Here is an 18,439-nt window from a genome sequence, read left to right on the forward strand (position 1 = left end):
TAAATACATAATCGATGGAAATCTAGTATGTGATTGCTAGGAGTTCATTAACCTACATGTAATAGTAAGTATGGATTGGTTCTTTAGCAAGTCCTGTTAAGAAACTATTCCACCATAGAAAATACCGTTTTGACGGTTTTTTTATGGTGGATTTTTTTATTTGAGAAGGAGGACGCCTGTATGTCAATTTCAATCAATGATAAGATGTATAACTTCGAACAAGGTTCGACGCTCATTCAAATCATCAATGCAAATAAGATTGAGCACCCTCAAATATGTTATTTGCCGGAAGTCGACCCGATACAAACGTGTGATACGTGCATTGTCGAAGTGAATGGCCAATTAACACGTGCTTGTTCAACACAAGCCATCGACGGCATGGATGTCAAATTAGCGTCCCCACGTGCAAAGGAAGCGCAGACGGAAGCAATGGATCGGATTTTAGAAAATCATTTACTATATTGTACGGTTTGCGATAACAATAATGGAAACTGCAAAGTACATAATACCGTGGCACTTTTGGAAGTAGAAGAACAAAAATATCCCTACGAACCGAAATGTTCAAAAGATGCGGTGGATTTTACACATCCATTCTATCGTTATGATCCCAATCAATGCATCGCATGCGGACAGTGCGTGGAAGTATGTCAAAACTTACAAGTAAATGAGACGCTTTCCATCGACTGGGAACGGGATCGTCCGATTGTTCTATGGGATGGCGGTGCGAAGATTAATGATTCTTCTTGCGTAGGCTGCGGTCATTGTATTACGGTTTGTCCATGCAATGCCTTGATGGAGAAAACAATGCTAGGTGAAGCTGGATTTATGACGAAGATAAGTGACGAGTTGATGGAGCCTATGATTGATTTAATTAAGGATGTAGAACCAGGTTATAGCAGTATCATGGCGATTTCCGATGTAGAATCCGCGATGAGAGAATCCACAATTAATAAAACTAAAACCGTCTGCACATTTTGTGGAGTAGGTTGTTCATTTGAAGTCTGGACAAAAGATCGTACGATATTAAAAATTCAACCGGTTTCCGAGGCACCTGTCAACCAGATTTCTACTTGTGTCAAAGGGAAGTTCGGTTGGGATTTCGTCAACAGTGAAGAACGCATTACAACGCCTCTTATTCGTAAAGGTGACAACTTTGTTGAAGCATCATGGCAAGAAGCGTTAGATCTAGTCGCGAAAAAACTAGGTGAAATCCGTGACGAACATGGCAAAGATGGAATTGGTGTTATTTCCTCATCCAAAATTACCAATGAAGAGAACTATGTCATTCAAAAATTTGCTCGACAAGTGTTCGGTACAAATAACGTGGACAATTGTTCCCGCTACTGCCAGTCCCCTGCGACAGATGGGTTATTCCGTACTGTTGGAATGGGTGGTGACGCTGGAACGATTAAAGATATTGCTGAAGCAGGATTGGTCATCATTGTAGGTGCCAATCCCGCAGAAGGTCATCCCGTTCTCGCGACGCGTGTAAAGCGCGCACATAAGCTACATGGTCAAAAGTTAATCGTAGCTGATCTCAGAAAGCATGAAATGGCTGAACGTGCAGATATCTTTATGACACCACAACAAGGAACGGATCAAGTATGGCTTATGGCAGTGACCAAATACTTAATCGACCAAGGTTGGCATGATCAGCAGTTCATTGAGGAAAATGTCCATCATTTTGATGATTTTAATGAAGTATTGAAACGCTATACACTCGAATATGCAGAAGAAGTAACAGGTGTTTCAAAAGAAGTATTGATTCAAACAGCTGAAATGATTCGTGATGCGGATGGTACATGTATCTTATGGGGGATGGGAGTTACACAAAATACAGGAGGTTCCGACACTTCAGCGGCCATATCCAATTTATTACTGGCATCAGGAAATTACCGCCGTCCAGGCGCAGGTGCTTATCCATTACGTGGTCATAACAACGTACAAGGTGCATGCGATATGGGAAGCTTGCCGGGGTGGTTACCTGGCTATCAGCATATTACAGACAATGCAGCACGTGAAAAATTTGAGCGCGCTTATGGTGTAGAGATAGAAGGGAAGCCGGGTCTCGATAATATTCAAATGCTTCATTCGATTGATAATGGGGTTATGAAGGGTATGTATATTGTAGGGGAAGATATGGCACTAGTGGACTCGAATGCAAACTATGTACATGATGTACTGTCGAAGCTCGATTTCCTAGTTGTCCAAGATATTTTCTTCTCACGTACAGCACAATACGCAGACGTCATTTTACCTGCAGTGCCTTCACTTGAAAAAGATGGTACGTTCACAAATACAGAACGTCGTGTTCAACGACTTTATAAGGCATTGCCAAATAAAGGTGACTCCCGTCAAGATTGGTGGATCATCCAAGAAGTTGCAAATCGGTTAGGTGCTAATTGGAATTACACACACCCAGGTGACATATTTGCTGAGATGTCAAGTTTGAGTCCTATTTTTAGCGGAGCTTCTTACGACGTGTTGGAAGGTTGGGGTAGTTTCCTTTGGGGAAGTCTAGAAGGGATTAGTACACCACTTCTTTATACAGACGGCTTTAACTTCCCTGATAAGAAAGCGCGCTTTGCATTATCGGATTGGGTTGAACCAGTAAAATTCCCTGAAGAGTTTGATCTTCATATTAATAATGGTCGTATGCTTGAACATTTCCATGAAGGAAATATGACGAATAAATCAGATGGTATTCAAGAGAAAGTCCCCAATATATTTGTAGAGATTTCTCCTGAATTAGCAAAAGAACGTGGGGTAGTCACAGGTACTTATGTAAGACTCATTTCTCCGTATGGTGCATTGAAATTGCCCGCACTTGTCACCGACAGAGTACGAAAAAATGAATTATTCTTACCGATGAACTCAGTAGAGAAGCAATCTGCGATCAACTTCTTAACAGGGCCTGCTACAGATGAGCGCACGAATACACCGGCTTACAAGCAGACAAAGGTTCGTATGGAAGTACTTGAGAAGCAAGGAGATAATCCACTACCTAAGAGTAACCACCGTGATAAGAAGCGTCATCCTCAAAACGGTGTAGAAGTGGAGCGGAAATGGAATCGACCGGGATATGTCCAATTAACAGATCAATAATTAGTGAGGTGAAGATCAATGGCGGCACCTATAACTTCTATTAAAAGAACAGAACGATCCGAACTGGAAATACAGCAAGCTAAGTTGGATGAACTACAGAAAAAAATTGCTGAACAGGAAGAGTCTTTGCAGAAAATTATGGAGATCACGGGTGAATTGCATAAGATTGGTGCGTTGGACGCACTACAAGCAATGCTTCATTCAAAGGAAAAGATTACGGGCATAGCGTTAGATCAAGTATCAAGAGAACCTGTTACAAACATGCTCAATAATTTGATGGCGGGTGCAGGAATTCTAACGGCATTAGATCCAGCAACAATTCAGCAACTATCAAAAAGTGTTCAAAAAGGATTATCTGAAGCCGAGCAAGCAAATGAAGAAGGGCAGAAAACAGGCGTTTTACAATTGATGAAATCCATTCACGATCCTGATATCAATCGGGCGTTAACATTCGGTATGAACTTTCTAAAAGGGATGGGCAGAGGTTTAGAAAAACCAGTGGAATAAGATTTTTGCGAAAAGCGTCACTTTGCTTCATACTGTATTAGGAGAGTTCAACCGATCCCTAGCCATTCTGGCTGGGGAACTTATTCTTTCAGTAACATTATTTGTAGGAGATGAAAACATGTCAGCCCAAAGTAAAATTGCAACACATTTAGAAGAACAATCAACAGCACAGAAAAATATCGGAAGACTGCTTATAAAATGCCCCGATAAACCAGGAATCGTATCCGCAGTCTCAACATTTTTGCTTCAATACGAAGCCAATATCGTAGAATCTAGCCAATACTCAACGGATCCGGAAGGTGGCACGTTCTATCTACGTATCGCATTCCATTTAGACAATTTATTGGATAAAAAAGAAGAAATAGAAGAGGACTTCAAGTACATTGCGAAACAACATGAGATGGACTATCGCTTTTCATACGCAGTGGAACTAAAACGAACGGCTATTTTCGTTTCCAAAGAACCATACTGTTTAATGGAATTGCTATGGGAATGGCAGAATGGTGATTTAAATACCGATATTGTTGTAGTGATCAGTAACCATGAAGATGCGCGCGGAATGGTTGAAGCACTCGGTATACCTTTCCACTACATCCCGGCGAACAAGGACATACGTCAAGATGTAGAGAGGCAGCAAATAAAGTTAATGGAAGAATACGACGTAGATGTACTTGTGTTGGCACGCTATATGCAGATACTGACACCTGAATTCGTCAAGCATTTCCCGAATCAGATCATCAATATTCATCATTCCTTCCTACCAGCCTTCATCGGTGCACGTCCTTATGAAAGAGCATTTGGACGCGGTGTAAAACTAATTGGGGCAACGTCACATTATGTAACGAATGATTTAGATGAAGGCCCAATCATTGAACAAGATATCGAGCGAGTGGATCACCGGGACGATATTGTTCAATTGAAGAAGATTGGCCGCACTATCGAACGACGTGTTCTTGCACGTGCAGTAAAGTGGCATCTTGAAGATCGAGTGATTGTAGAAAACAATAAAACCATTGTCTTCCATTAAGGGAAAAGAAACCGCCACTCGAATGAGTGGCGGTTTCTTTTAATGTATAGGTGATTTGAAGGTCGCCCCATGCGTTTCATGTGTATTCATGATGGTTAGAAAAGCATTGGGGTCTACATCAGTAGTGATTTGTTTCAGCTTGGAAATTTCTAGCCTTGTCACGACTACATAGATTACGTCTTTTTCATTGTCGGTATAGCCGCCGCGACCGTGCAACATGGTAGTGCTGCGGCCTAGTCGCAAACGAATTGCCTCCTTGAGCTCATCGTATTCGTCGGAGATAATAAAGACCGCCTTAGTTTCGTCTAAGCCTTGGATCACAATATCGATCGCTTTTGAAGCGATATAGTATGTAATGATCGAGTACATCGCTTTTTCTGGTCCGAGTACAAAGCCTGCCCATCCAAAGATGAAGAGGTTGAAGAACATCACGAATTCCCCAACACTGTAGGGGATTTTTTTAGTAAGTAAAATGCCAAGAATCTCCGTTCCGTCAAGCGCCCCACCATTACGTATAATCGTTCCGACACCCGCACCTAGCAACAATCCTCCAAAGACTGTAGCTAACAGTGAGTCCGTTACGAATGGACCTAGATTTTTAAGTGGGAATTCCACAATGGCAAGTAAAGCAATTGAATAGGAAGAGGAGAAGAAGAAGTTCTTGCCGATATGTTTATAGCCGAAAAACAAGAAGGGCAAGTTTAAGATCAAAATCAAAATTCCAAAAGGTACTCCAGAGATGAAATTCAATATGAGTGCGATCCCGATGATGCCACCGTCAATTACGGAGTTAGGGATTAAAAATAAATCTAACGCAACTGCTGTAATTACGACACCAATTGAAATGAATAAGTAACGTCTAAGTAAATGTCCTACAGTTTCCTTTTTATGCTGTTTGCTCATAAAAATCCCCTTTTTCAAACAAGTTTATTCTATCTTAACGGAATTTTAAAAAAGAAAGTAGTGGCAATATAAGCTTTTCAGTTTTTCTTCCAACGTACGTGATGAATCTTTTACACTTCCTGAACATAAGATGATACATCATAGCCTAATTGGAGGAGATATGTTGGATATCATACGTCAGTTGCATAATTATCGCAAAGAAGAAAATGAGTTGAAGTGGGAAGGTACATTTTTGGAGTATCTAGAATTAGTAAAAGAGCGTAAAGAAGTGGCACAGACCGCTCATTCTCGTATTTATGAAATGATAAAAAATGCAGGTATTGAAAAAAAAGACGGCAAGAAAATTTATAATTTCTTTGATGAAGAGTTGTTTGGTCTAGAGGAGTCTATCGAACGTTTAGTTGAAGAATATTTTCATCCAGCAGCAAAGCGTTTGGATGTAAAGAAGCGCGTATTGTTATTGATGGGGCCTGTTAGTGGTGGTAAATCTACTATCGTTACGATGTTAAAACGTGGATTAGAAGCCTATTCTCGAACGGATGAAGGAGCGGTTTATGCCATCAAGGGGTGTCCAATGCATGAAGATCCTTTACACTTGATTCCGGAAGCTTTAAGGAAGTCATTCTTTGAAGAGTATGGTATACGAATCGAAGGCAGTTTATCACCTCTAAATCAATTGCGACTGGAAGAAGAATTTGAAGGTAAAATTGAAAATGTACTAGTGGAACGCATTCTGTTCTCGGAAGATCGCCGTGTTGGAATTGGAACATTTACACCATCCGATCCGAAGTCACAAGACATTGCTGATTTAACCGGAAGTATAGATTTCTCCACAATTGCTGAATATGGTTCAGAGTCAGATCCACGTGCATACCGATTTGATGGGGAATTGAATAAAGCGAATCGTGGCATGATGGAATTCCAAGAGATGTTGAAGCTTGATGAAAAGTTTCTTTGGCACTTATTATCCTTAACACAAGAAGGGAATTTTAAAGCAGGAAGATTTGCGCTAATTAGTGCAGATGAACTAATCGTTGCCCATACAAATGAAACGGAATATCGTTCATTTATTAGTAATAAAAAGAACGAAGCACTTCATTCAAGATTGATTGTCATTCCAGTTCCATACAATCTGAAAGTAAGTGCAGAAGAAAAGATCTATGAAAAAATGATTCGTGAAAGTGATATGGCTCACGTCCACATTGCGCCGCATGCATTGCGAGTGGCTGCTATTTTTTCTGTTTTGACACGTTTGAAAGCTTCGAAAAAACAAGGCATCGATCGATTAAAGAAATTGCGCCTGTATGATGGACAGAATGTTGAAGGGTTTAACGATGCAGATGCGGAAGAACTGAAGAACGAATTTATAGATGAAGGTATGGACGGAATCGATCCACGCTACGTTATCAATCGTATTTCTTCAGCCATTATCCGAAAAGAAGTCCCAAGTATCAATGCACTAGACGTATTACGTGCGTTAAAAGACGGCTTCGATCAACACGCCTCCATTTCAAGTGAGGACCGTGACACGTATATGAATTATATTTCAATGGCGCGTAAAGAGTATGACGAAATTGCGAAAAAAGAAGTTCAGAAAGCTTTTGTTTATTCTTATGAAGAGTCTGCAAAAACTTTAATGGATAATTACTTGGATAACGTCGAAGCATACTGCAATAAAAATAAACTACGCGACACGCTGACGGGAGAGGAAATTAACCCTGATGAAAAGTTGATGCGTTCGTTAGAAGAGCAGATAGGAATTTCAGAAAATGCGAAAAAGGCATTCCGTGAAGAAATCCTTATTCGTATCTCTGCATACGCTAGAAAACACCAGCGCTTCGACTACCGTTCCCATGACCGCTTGCGTGAAGCAATTCAGAAAAAATTATTCACCGATCTAAAGGACGTTGTGAAGATCACTACAACATCTACTACGCCCGATGAGACACAATTGAAGAAAATGAATGAAGTCGTAGCGCGCCTAGTAGATGAACATGGCTACAATTCCGTTTCAGCAAATGAGCTTCTGCGTTACGTTGGAAGTTTGTTGAATCGGTAAGCCGAATGGGATATATGAATAGAATAAATGTCTAAGTTCAAGTTGGAAAACGAGCACAAGCCTAGCTTTACTACACATTAATAAATTATTACACAAATCCACTGCCTAAGATGAATCCCAGCTAGTGAATATTGAATTCAGAGACCTCGATACACGAGGTCTCTTTTTAGTTTTGTTGCTGTTTTGTAAATATTCAATCAGCTGCCGCATATGATAAGGAAACAAATTGTTCGAGAGATAGGCGGGGATACGAGTGGAAGAAAACCAGAAAAGTCGATTCGTTGTCACTGAAGAAAATTGGTCTCTCCATCGCAAAGGCCACCAAGATCAGCAACGCCACCTAGATAAAATAAATGAAGTACTAAAAAGTAACTTACCTGATTTAATCAGTGAAGAGAACATTATACTATCAAATGGAAAAGACATGGTCAAAATACCAATTCGCTCATTAGATGAATTTAAAATTCGCTACAATCATGACAAGTCCAAGCATGTTGGCCAAGGTGATGGCGATAGTGCGGTAGGGGACGTAGTGGCGCAAGGAGAAAAGAAAGCACAGCCAGGTGAAGGAAAAGAAGCGGGCGATCAACCAGGGCAAGATATCTATGAAACAGAGGTCTCGATAGAAGAGTTGGAAGAGATGTTCTTTAAAGAATTAGAGTTACCGGACTTGGAGCAGAAAGAACACTCGGTAACAACGATTGAAGACATTGATTTCACAGACATTCGTAAAAAAGGATTAATCGGTAATATTGATAAAAAACGGACGTTGTTATCAGCCATTAAGCGTAATGCAATAAATGGAAAAGCTGAGGTCGCACCGATTCTGGAAGATGATCTACGATTTAAAACATGGAATCCCGTGGAGAAGCCACAATCTAAAGCGGTTGTCATCGCCATGATGGACACGAGTGGTTCAATGGGCAAATTTGAGAAATATATGGCAAGAAGTTTCTTCTTTTGGATGACGAAGTTTTTACGGACAAAGTATGAAACGGTAGAAATTGAATTCATTGCGCACCATACAGAAGCGAAAGTAGTATCTGAGGAAAACTTCTTCAACAAAGGGGAAAGTGGCGGAACCAGATGTTCATCAGCCTATAGTAAAGCATTGGAAGTTATTAAAGAATTTTATCCACCCTCTCGTTATAATATCTATCCTGTCCACTTTTCAGACGGGGAAAATATGACAAGTGACAATAAGAAATGTTTGGAACACGTGGATGAATTATTGGCGATATCGAATATGTTTGGTTATGCCGAAGTCAATGAGCATCGTAGAATGTCCACATTGATGTCTGCGTATAAATCAATTGAACATCCCAAATTCAATTATTATATTTTGCAAAAAAACCGCGATGTCTACTTTGCGCTCAAAAAGTTCTTCGAAAAGCGAACGGAGGGATTACGCTGACTGATCAACGGGCGTTATATTATGCAATTGATGAAATTACGGAGATTGCCAGTGGATTTGGACTCGACTTTTATCCGATGAGATATGAAATTTGTCCAGCAGATATACTGTATACATTTGGTGCCTATGGAATGCCTACGCGTTTTACACATTGGAGTTTTGGTAAGCAGTTCCATAAGATGAAGTTGCAATATGATATCGGATTAAGCAAGATATATGAGCTCGTTATCAATTCAAATCCGTGTTACGCATTTTTATTGAATACGAATAGTTTAATTCAAAATAAATTAATCATCGCGCATGTATTGGCGCATTGTGATTTTTTCAAGAATAATACCTATTTTTCAAAAACGCGTAAAGACATGGTGGAAAGCATGGCAGCTACAGCCGAACGAATTGCGGACTATGAAGTACGCTACGGTAAGAAATGTGTGGAGACATTTCTTGACGCGGTATTAGCCATTCAAGAACATGTGGATCCAAGTCTGATGCGGGATATCATTCCGTCATCTTTTATTGACCAACAACCTCAAAGAAGCGAATATGAAGATTTATGGGACCTGGATCAACGGAAAATTCCTGGACAACAAGCGATTGAAATGCATAAAAAGAATCCAAAAGAACCAGAAAAAGACATCCTATTATTTATTCTTGAAAACAGTCGTAATCTAACGGAATGGCAAGCGGATATTCTGACGATGTTGCGCGAAGAGATGCTTTATTTTTGGCCACAGTTGGAAACAAAAATCATGAATGAAGGGTGGGCATCTTATTGGCATCAAACGATTCTTCGACAAATGGATTTAACGCCTTCAGAGACAATTGAGTTCGCAAAACTTAATGCTAGTGTTTTGCAGCCTTCCAAGACTTCAATTAATCCATATTACCTCGGCGTCAAAATATATGAGGATATAGAGAAACGGTACGATATACTAGCTAAGGAAGCTATTTCACGTGGTGAAGAGATGATGACGGGACGTGAAAAAATATTTGAAGCGCGCGAAATTGAAAATGACACATCCTTCATTCGAAATTATTTGACCGATGACCTGATCAAACAAGAAGATTTGTACGTGTTCCAAAAGCAGGCAGACCAATACAAAATCTCTGACAAACAGACCGATGCCGTTCGGAATCAACTAATTGGACAGAGAGTGAACGGTGGCTTTCCTTATATAGTGGTAGACGATGGAGATTATATGCGAAATGGGGAATTGTATCTTATTCACCGCTATGAAGACACTGAACTTGATCTCCCGTACTTGGAGCATGTTTTACCGCATATTCATCAACTCTGGGGACGCATCGTGCATATCGAAACAGTACTTGAGAACAAACCTTTGGTCTTCTCATACGATGGCCACAAAGTGTTTAGGAGAAGTAAATAGCGGAAAAAGAATAGACACAGATTATTCGTAGACTGAAGATAACTCCAGACATATGGAGATTACCTTCAGTTTTTTCATTTTACTACTTTTCATTTTGTGCATCTAATGCTATTTTTATAGTATACTAACTCATTAACGTACTAAAGAATTAAGAAAAGAGGAAAATTAATGAAAAAGACAACCATTGCTTTATTATTCGCAGCATTATTCCTACTGCTGGCTGGATGTTCGGACAAGTCATCTGAGGGAGACAAATCACCCACGGATGGAGGTAACAAAGAAACGAAAGAAATTATCATCGGTGTGGATGACAAATTTGCACCTATGGGATTCCGGGACGATAAAAATAATTTAGTAGGTTTCGATATTGACATGGCAACTGCAGCGGCTGAGCATATGGGCGCTACTGCAAAATTCCAACCTATAGACTGGAAAACGAAGGAAACGGAACTTAGCAGTGGAAGAATTGATTTAATCTGGAACGGCTATACCATCACAAAAGAGCGTCAAGAAAAAGTATTATTCACGAAGCCTTATTTGGATAATAATCAAGTCGTTGTGACGTTAGTAGATTCTGACGTGAAAACAATTGAAGACCTAGATGGAAAAACTGTAGGTGTCCAAGCATTATCATCTGCTGGACCGGCATTAGAAAGTCACCCAATCCACGAAAAAATAAAAAATATCACAGAATTTGCAGACAATGTTCTGGCGTTAACAGATTTGAAAACGGGTCGTCTAGATGCAGTAGTACTTGATGAAGTCGTCATTGATTACTATATGACAACTGAAGAAGGGGTCTTTACGAAACTTGACGGATCATTGGCAGTGGAAGAATATGGCGTTGGAGTGAAGAAAGGCAATGAAGAATTGCTTGAGAATCTTCAAAACGCATTGGATACGATGAATGAAGATGGTACTTCAGCTGAAATCTCCACAGAATGGTTTGGAGAAGACAAAGTTCTTCGTTAAGTTGTAGAATAAGTTATGTCAACGGAAGTTGTATTTGCGACTTCCGTTGGTATGCGTATTGTAAGAGAAGTACATATAGCCTTGAATGGTTTTTCGGAGGAATTCACTAATGAGTTATGAATATTTTATGTCTATGCTGATTCCTATGTTGGAAGGGGCTAAAGCGACTGTACTATTATTTGTAATAGCGATTGTCTTATCTATTCCACTCGGATTCTTGCTGACACTTGCCGTAAGAAGTAGTATTAAACCAATTTCTTATTTGGCGCAGACTTTTATATACGTCATGCGTGGGACTCCTTTGTTATTACAGCTATTGTTTTTCGTTTTTGGTTTACCACTTCTGCCGGTAATTGGTGAGTATTTAGTTCTTGATCGTTTTGTAGCAGCTACACTAGCGTTCATTTTGAATTATTCAGCATACTTTGCTGAAATATTCCGAGGTGGTTTGATCTCCATCGATAAAGGGCAATACGAAGCTGCGCAAGTACTTGGATTATCGAAATGGCAAACGACTGTGCGCGTCATCCTACCACAGATGTTTCGTGTAACGCTACCACCTATTGCGAATGAATCGGTATCTTTAGTAAAGGATACGGCGCTTTTATACGCGGTAGCGGTTCCAGAACTTCTACACTATGCGCAAACAGTCGTAAACAGAGACTTCACAATCATACCGTTCTTCATTGCAGCTGGGATCTACCTGCTGATTGCATTCGGGTTGACTGTAGTCTTCAAGTATTTAGAGAGAAAGCTGCAATACGAATGAGGAGAGGAAATTATGTCTTTCATAGAAGTACGCAACTTACAGAAATCATTCGGTCCATTGGAAGTATTGAAGGATATATCGTTTGATGTTCAAAAAAATGATGTCATGGCAATTATTGGACCTTCGGGTTCTGGAAAGAGTACAATGTTAAGAAGTCTAATTAAATTGGAACAAGTTGGTGGCGGTAGTATTATCGTGGATGGAGATTACCTAGTTAAAGATGGTATTTACACAAATCCTACCGATAGTAAAATGATCAACTCCAAGATGGGAATGGTATTTCAACAATTTAACCTATTTCCACATTTAACGGTAAAGCAGAACTTGGAACTAGCACCGAAACTGGTGAAGAAAGAAAAAACCGAAGATTATGGGCATAGAAGTATCGAATTGCTAGAAAAAGTGGGGTTGGCTTCGAAGGCTAATGAATTACCTTCGAGACTTTCGGGTGGTCAGAAACAACGTGTTGCGATTGCGAGAGCGTTAATGATGAATCCGGATATTTTATTATTCGATGAACCGACTTCTGCTTTAGACCCGCAATTGACGAAAGAAGTATTGGAAGTGATGAAAAATCTTGCGGAAGAGCATATGACGATGATTGTGGTGACGCATGAGATGGAATTCGCGAGCAATGTGGCTAATCATGTGATCTTTATGGACGACGGAAAGATCGTTGAAGCGGGTACTCCGGATGAAGTAATCAAATCACCGAAAGAATTACGTACAAAAAGATTCCTGAATTACGAGTTAAATAAATAACCCAAAAATAGTGATGCGATTGTTATAATCGCATCACTATTTTTTATGTAGATTAATGTTTTTCCTTTGAGTTATCTTAATATACGGAGAATTCTACCAGGTAGTTCATTAACTTATGAGAATTCACACAAAATATTGAATAATGCATTGACGAATAACATTGTAAAGGGTACGATTACGTATAATTATTATCTTTTCTACATACATCGAAAAGGTAATAGATAATAGTCGAGGGGGATTTACATGAAGAAACATTGGGTGACTTATGCAGTAGCACTATTTAGTATTGTGCTCATTCTCGCTGCGTGTGGTGGAAAAGGGGAGTCATCTGATCCAGTAGCAGATGATAAGAATAATGACAAAGCAAGCACTGAAGAAAAATACATAATTGGTGTGACACAAATTGTTGAACACCCGTCTTTAGATGCGGCGTTTGAAGGGTTTCAAAAGGCAATTGAAGATGCTGGATTGAATGTAGAATACGATAAGCAAAATGCGCAAAATGATAATAGTTCCAACTCAACCATTGCAAACAACTTGGCAGGCGCAGGCGTCGATTTGATATTTGCTAACTCTACACCAAGTGCACAAGCGGCAGCTAGCGCGACACAAGACATTCCGATCATCTTTACATCAGTTACAGATGCTGTAGCAGCGGAACTTGTTGCATCCAATGAAGAGCCAGGCGGCAATGTTACAGGTACTACTGATAATCATCCTGATGCCATTCCAAACACAATGAAGTTTTTGAAAGAAAACGTGGGTGCAAAAAAAGTAGGAATGATATTTAACTCAGGGGAGCAAAACTCTCGCCTACAAGTGGATCATGTAAAAGGAATTCTTGCAGATATGGATATGGAAGTTGTAGAAGCATCCGTTGCAACTTCAGCAGATGTAAAACAAGCAGCCGAATCTTTGATCGGTTCAGTAGATTCATTTTATATTATTACGGATAACACTGTAGTATCAGCACTTGAATCAGTCATTTCTGTCGCGAATGATAATAAGATTCCAATGATGGTGGGTGAATTTGATTCTGTGAAGCGTGGTGGACTTGGAGCATATGGCTTTGAGTACTATGATATCGGATATGAGGCGGGTGAAATGGCAGTAAAGATTCTTAAAGGTGAAGAAACGCCTGAATCATTACCTGTCCAATTACCACAGAATTTGAAGCTAGTGATGAATGAAGAGACTGCAGACGCAATCGGTTTGAAGATTCAAGATGAGTGGAATGCCGAGATTGCAAAATAAATAAAATTAGGAGATGATCTTGCATGTTTTCAGCTGTATTTGGCTCAGTTGAGCAGGGTATCATCTATGCGATCATGGCACTCGGAGTGTATCTAACATTCCGGGTGCTTGATTTTCCAGATTTAACAGTGGACGGAAGTTTTGTAACAGGCGCAGCAGTAGCGGCTACGATGATTGTATTTGATTATCATCCACTTGTTGCAACACTTACCGCAATCCTGGTTGGCTTTTTTGCTGGATGTATAACTGGTTTATTACATACCAAAGGAAAAATCAATCCACTTCTATCCGGAATCCTCATGATGATAGCTCTTTACTCGATAAACCTTCGGATAATGGGACTGACGACAGAAAATTCAGTAGGTCGTCCAAATATTCCGCTTTTAAATTCAGAAACGATTTTCAGTAAGTTCCAAGGTTTCTGGAGTAATCTTGGAATTGATGAAACCATCAATGGTTTCCTATTGGGACTTGGCTTGGAACATTTACCATCGACTTGGGGAACATTAGTTTTGATGATCCTAGTTGTGGTTCTCATTAAATTCATAGCGGACTGGTTTTTGCAAACCGAAGTTGGTTTAGCCATCCGTGCAACTGGTGATAATAAAAAAATGATTCGGAGTTTCTCTGCCAATACAGATACTCTTGTTATTCTCGGATTAGGAATTTCCAATGCACTAGTTGCTTTCGCGGGTTCATTGATTGCACAGTATGGAAAATTCGCTGACAATGGAATGGGAATTGGTATGATCATCATTGGATTGGCTTCTGTTATTATCGGTGAAGCGATATTTGGGACGAAAACCATTTTCCGTACAACAATGGCCGTCGTCATTGGTGCTGTAATTTACAGAATCGTACTCGGGCTGTCATTGAAAGTGAAGATTCTCGATTCAGGTGATATGAAATTAATTACTGCAGTCATCGTAATTGCGGCACTAATTATTCCGCAGATTCTCGAAAAAAGACGGGAAAAAGCGCGTAAAGCGAAAAGGCAATCTGAACGAATGGCGATGAAGTCATCACAAGGAGGTCATAGCGTTGTTGAAACTGGATCAAGTCAATAAAGTTTTTAATGAATCGACTCCGGATGAGAAAGTAGCGCTGGACCAAATTAACTTACATTTGCAACCGGGTGATTTCGTAACAGTCATAGGGAGTAACGGTGCAGGAAAATCTACCATGATGAATATGATATCCGGCGCATTGACACCGGATTTTGGTTCTATTTATATCAACAACAAAGATGTTACACGTTTGGCAGAGTTCAAACGTTCCAAAATGATAGGACGAGTATTCCAAGATCCGATGTCAGGTACAGCACCGACGATGACGATTGAAGAAAATTTGGCGATGGCTTATTCTCGTAATCGACGGCGTTCATTGCATCGCGGAGTAGATAAGAAACGGAAAGACTTATTCCGAACTTCACTTGAAACATTGCATTTAAATCTTGAAAATCGGATGACAGCGAATGTTGGACTATTGTCCGGTGGTGAACGTCAAGCGTTGTCATTGTTGATGGCGACTTTTACGCAACCTTCTATTTTGTTGTTGGATGAGCATACCGCAGCACTGGATCCGTCCCGCGCAGAGTTGATCACCGATTTAACGAAACGATTAGTTGAGAAGGATCGGCTAACGACGTTGATGGTAACGCATAACATGCAACAAGCACTTGACCTTGGAAATCGCTTAATTATGATGGATAAAGGTCAAATTATTCTTGAGGTAGAAGAAGAACAGAAAAAGCATTTAACTATTGCGAAATTGATGGATGAATTTCAGCGTATTCGTGGAGAACAACTTACGAGTGATGCAGCTTTACTATCTGTATAAACAACAGCCCCCGCTTTCCAGTTGTGGAAAGCGGGGGCTTTTCGATGTCTTAAGCAAGTTTTGCTATACGTTTCTTAATTTCATATACCCAAGCAAATGGATCTAGTTCTTTGCCTGTTTGGATATTCGTTAACGTGTTATAAAGACGAGTGGATAGTTCACCTGTTTCACCGTTGCCAATGATCATTTTATAACCATCCCAATTCAGTTCACCGACTGGAGAAATAACAGCTGCTGTGCCTGTACCGAATACTTCTTCAAGTTCACCGCTTTCATAGGCAGACCGGATTTCATCCATTGAAATTTGACGCTCTGCAACTGGCATATTCCAATGTCGTAGCAACTGCAAAATGGATTTTCGTGTAATTCCCTCCAGAATACTGCCGTTGATTGCAGGCGTTACAATTTCACCGTTGATCTTGAAAAAGATATTCATACTTCCTACTTCTTCCACGTATTTACGCTCGACGCTATCGAGCCATAAAACTTGGGAGTAGCCTTGTTTGTCTGCTGTCTCCTGAGCCTTTAAAGCCGCTGCGTAGTTGCCAGCCGTTTTAGCGCTACCCGTTCCGCCTTTTGCAGCACGGACGAATTCATTTTCGACCAGGATTTTAACTGGGTGAATCCCTTCTTTATAGTATGAGCCAACAGGGGACAGAATCATGAAAAATTGATATTTTTTAGCTGGTGCTACACCTAGGAAGGCTTCTGTTGCAATGACAAATGGGCGGATATATAATGATGTTCCTTCTAGTGTAGGAATCCAATCCTGCTCGATCTGCAACAGTTGGTTCAGCGCGTACAATGCGTTCTTTTCATCGATCCGTGGCATACATAGACGATCGAGCGAATAATTCAGACGCTTCATATTTTGATCTGGACGGAATAAACGAATGGTTCCATCATCTGAACGATATGCCTTCATTCCTTCAAAAACCGTTTGACCGTAATGTAGAACGATTGCAGCTGGATCGAGTGTTAAAGGTGCGTACGGAGTAATGCGATGATTATGCCATCCTTTGCCTTCCTCATAGTCTATAATGAGCATGTGGTCTGTAAATGTTTTCCCAAAAACTAATGTGCTAGGATCTGGCTTTTCTTTTTTATTTTGTGCTAGTTGAATTTGCATAGGTAATCTCGTCATAATCATCAAAACTCCTCAAGATATAGAATATTCCGAAAGTTCAATTCCGAATAGTGTAATTATACTGCTTTTTTAGAAAAAATAAAGTGAAAAGTTTGTCGATTTTCAAAACTATTATATAAAGGAGCAAATTTTCATGAGAAAAGTATTAATTATAGGCGGGGGAATCGTTGGTGCTTCCGCTGCTTATCATTTATCCGACGAACAAGCGGAAGTCGTACTAATCGATAGGCAAGAGCCAGGACAGGCTACCAAAGCCGCAGCGGGCATTATTTGTCCATGGGCATCTCAAAGACGAAATAAAGCTTGGTATGCCCTAGCATCAGCTGGTGCTGCGTATTATCCTGAATTCATTCGCTCATTAGAAAAGCATGGCGAAATGGAAACAGGATATAAGAAAGTAGGTGCCTTGGCGATTCATACGGAGCTAAATCGTTTGGAGAAGAAAGTCGATTTATTAAATATGAGGAAAGAACAATCTCCTGAGATCGGGGAAGTGGAATTACTGAATGCGGCGCAGATCGCTAGCTATTTTCCGATTTTATCTGACGAATACTCAGCTGTTCGTATTTCAGGTGCTGCCAAAGTAGAAGGAGATCAACTACTTAAAGCATTGGAACGTGTGGCAGTTCAACGTGGTGTTCAAAGTATAAAAGGCTCTGCATCGCCGTACATAAGAGAAGGAAAAGTCTGTGGTGTTATGGTCGATGGGCAAGTTATTGAGGGAGATCAAATCATCGTAGCGGCAGGAGCCTGGGCTAGTAAATTTACAGAGCCATTAGGTAAGAAGCTACAAGTAACAGGACAGAAAGCACAAATCCTTCATTTACAATCAAAACATGTAGCGTCAGGGGAATGGCCAGTCATTATGCCGCCTGGGACTCAGTACCTCGTACCATTCCAAGATGGCAGATTCGTTGCGGGCGCAACACACGAGGATACAGATGATTTCGATATTCAACCGACAACTGGTGGAATTCTTGAGGTATTATCGAATGCTTTACCCATTGCACCTATACTGAACGAGGCGGTATTGGCTGAAGTACGTGTAGGTGTTCGTCCACATACACCGAATTTTATGCCGGTCATCGGTCAACTACCTGATCATCCGCAGGTTTGGATCGCTAATGGCCTTGGTTCATCTGGCTTAACAGTAGGACCTCTTCTCGGCAAGCTCTTATCCCAGCTCGTACTAGGCGAGGAGACGGGATGGGACTTAGAAAGCTACTCTATTGACCAAATAATTGCCGACGAACATTGAATAAAGTGCGTATAATGATTATTATGAATATATAG

At 40.3% G+C, this 18,439-nt stretch carries 15 protein-coding genes; 13 read left to right on the forward strand and 2 right to left on the reverse strand.

The window, feature by feature from the left end:
• Positions 1-180 precede the first annotated feature (180 nt).
• The 3 genes from fdhF (at position 181) to purU (ending at position 4,639) form a co-directional block, all read left to right on the forward strand.
• The gene (gene fdhF, locus CSV63_RS01525; protein WP_099694229.1) at positions 181-3,105 is read left to right on the forward strand and encodes a formate dehydrogenase subunit alpha; all 2,925 of its coding nucleotides are present in this window, start codon (positions 181-183) and stop codon (positions 3,103-3,105) included.
• Positions 3,106-3,123: 18 nt separating this feature from the next.
• The gene (locus CSV63_RS01530; protein WP_099694230.1) at positions 3,124-3,612 is read left to right on the forward strand and encodes a helical membrane plugin domain-containing protein; all 489 of its coding nucleotides are present in this window, start codon (positions 3,124-3,126) and stop codon (positions 3,610-3,612) included.
• 118 nt (positions 3,613-3,730) lie between these two features.
• Positions 3,731-4,639 carry a formyltetrahydrofolate deformylase gene (purU, locus tag CSV63_RS01535; protein ID WP_099694231.1) on the forward strand — a complete coding sequence of 303 codons (909 nt, stop codon included), beginning with the start codon at positions 3,731-3,733 and terminating at the stop codon, positions 4,637-4,639.
• 39 nt (positions 4,640-4,678) lie between these two features.
• On the opposite strand, the gene CSV63_RS01540 is transcribed toward purU, so the two are convergent.
• Positions 4,679-5,542 carry a YitT family protein gene (locus CSV63_RS01540; protein ID WP_099694232.1) on the reverse strand — a complete coding sequence of 288 codons (864 nt, stop codon included), beginning with the start codon at positions 5,540-5,542 and terminating at the stop codon, positions 4,679-4,681.
• 160 nt (positions 5,543-5,702) lie between these two features.
• Between CSV63_RS01540 and CSV63_RS01545 the strand changes: the two genes are divergently transcribed.
• The 9 genes from CSV63_RS01545 to CSV63_RS01585 all read left to right on the forward strand — a co-directional run bounded on the left by CSV63_RS01545 (position 5,703) and on the right by CSV63_RS01585 (position 15,999).
• Entirely contained in the window at positions 5,703-7,601 is a 1,899-nt protein-coding gene (locus tag CSV63_RS01545; protein WP_369823768.1) for a PrkA family serine protein kinase, read from the forward strand.
• A gap of 253 nt (positions 7,602-7,854) precedes the next feature.
• Positions 7,855-9,015 (forward strand): sporulation protein YhbH, encoded by a 1,161-nt coding sequence (gene yhbH / locus CSV63_RS01550; RefSeq protein WP_099694234.1) that lies wholly within the window; start codon positions 7,855-7,857, stop codon positions 9,013-9,015.
• A complete protein-coding gene (locus CSV63_RS01555) occupies positions 9,012-10,403 on the forward strand; it encodes a SpoVR family protein (protein WP_099694235.1) in 1,392 nt (463 codons plus the stop codon). Before yhbH ends, CSV63_RS01555 begins: the two co-directional genes overlap by 4 nt.
• Positions 10,404-10,571: 168 nt before the next feature.
• Positions 10,572-11,375 (forward strand): amino acid ABC transporter substrate-binding protein, encoded by an 804-nt coding sequence (locus CSV63_RS01560; protein WP_099694236.1) that lies wholly within the window; start codon positions 10,572-10,574, stop codon positions 11,373-11,375.
• A 109-nt stretch (positions 11,376-11,484) separates the two neighbouring features.
• A complete protein-coding gene (locus CSV63_RS01565; protein ID WP_099694237.1) occupies positions 11,485-12,144 on the forward strand; it encodes an amino acid ABC transporter permease in 660 nt (219 codons plus the stop codon).
• A gap of 12 nt (positions 12,145-12,156) precedes the next feature.
• Entirely contained in the window at positions 12,157-12,906 is a 750-nt protein-coding gene (locus CSV63_RS01570; protein ID WP_099694238.1) for an amino acid ABC transporter ATP-binding protein, read from the forward strand.
• A 243-nt stretch (positions 12,907-13,149) separates the two neighbouring features.
• Entirely contained in the window at positions 13,150-14,160 is a 1,011-nt protein-coding gene (locus CSV63_RS01575) for an ABC transporter substrate-binding protein (RefSeq protein ID WP_099631015.1), read from the forward strand.
• Between the two features lie 23 nt (positions 14,161-14,183).
• Entirely contained in the window at positions 14,184-15,227 is a 1,044-nt protein-coding gene (locus CSV63_RS01580; protein WP_099694239.1) for an ABC transporter permease, read from the forward strand.
• Positions 15,202-15,999, forward strand: coding sequence for an ABC transporter ATP-binding protein (locus tag CSV63_RS01585; RefSeq protein ID WP_099694240.1), 798 nt, complete (start codon positions 15,202-15,204; stop codon positions 15,997-15,999). Before CSV63_RS01580 ends, CSV63_RS01585 begins: the two co-directional genes overlap by 26 nt.
• A gap of 49 nt (positions 16,000-16,048) precedes the next feature.
• On the opposite strand, the gene CSV63_RS01590 is transcribed toward CSV63_RS01585, so the two are convergent.
• The gene (locus CSV63_RS01590; RefSeq protein WP_369823769.1) at positions 16,049-17,149 is read right to left on the reverse strand and encodes a branched-chain amino acid aminotransferase; all 1,101 of its coding nucleotides are present in this window, start codon (positions 17,147-17,149) and stop codon (positions 16,049-16,051) included.
• Positions 17,150-17,279: 130 nt separating this feature from the next.
• Between CSV63_RS01590 and CSV63_RS01595 the strand changes: the two genes are divergently transcribed.
• The gene (locus CSV63_RS01595; protein ID WP_099694242.1) at positions 17,280-18,404 is read left to right on the forward strand and encodes an NAD(P)/FAD-dependent oxidoreductase; all 1,125 of its coding nucleotides are present in this window, start codon (positions 17,280-17,282) and stop codon (positions 18,402-18,404) included.
• Positions 18,405-18,439: the final 35 nt, after the last annotated feature.

It is taken from the genome of Sporosarcina sp. P34 (assembly GCF_002743375.1).
GTDB lineage: Bacteria > Bacillota > Bacilli > Bacillales_A > Planococcaceae > Sporosarcina.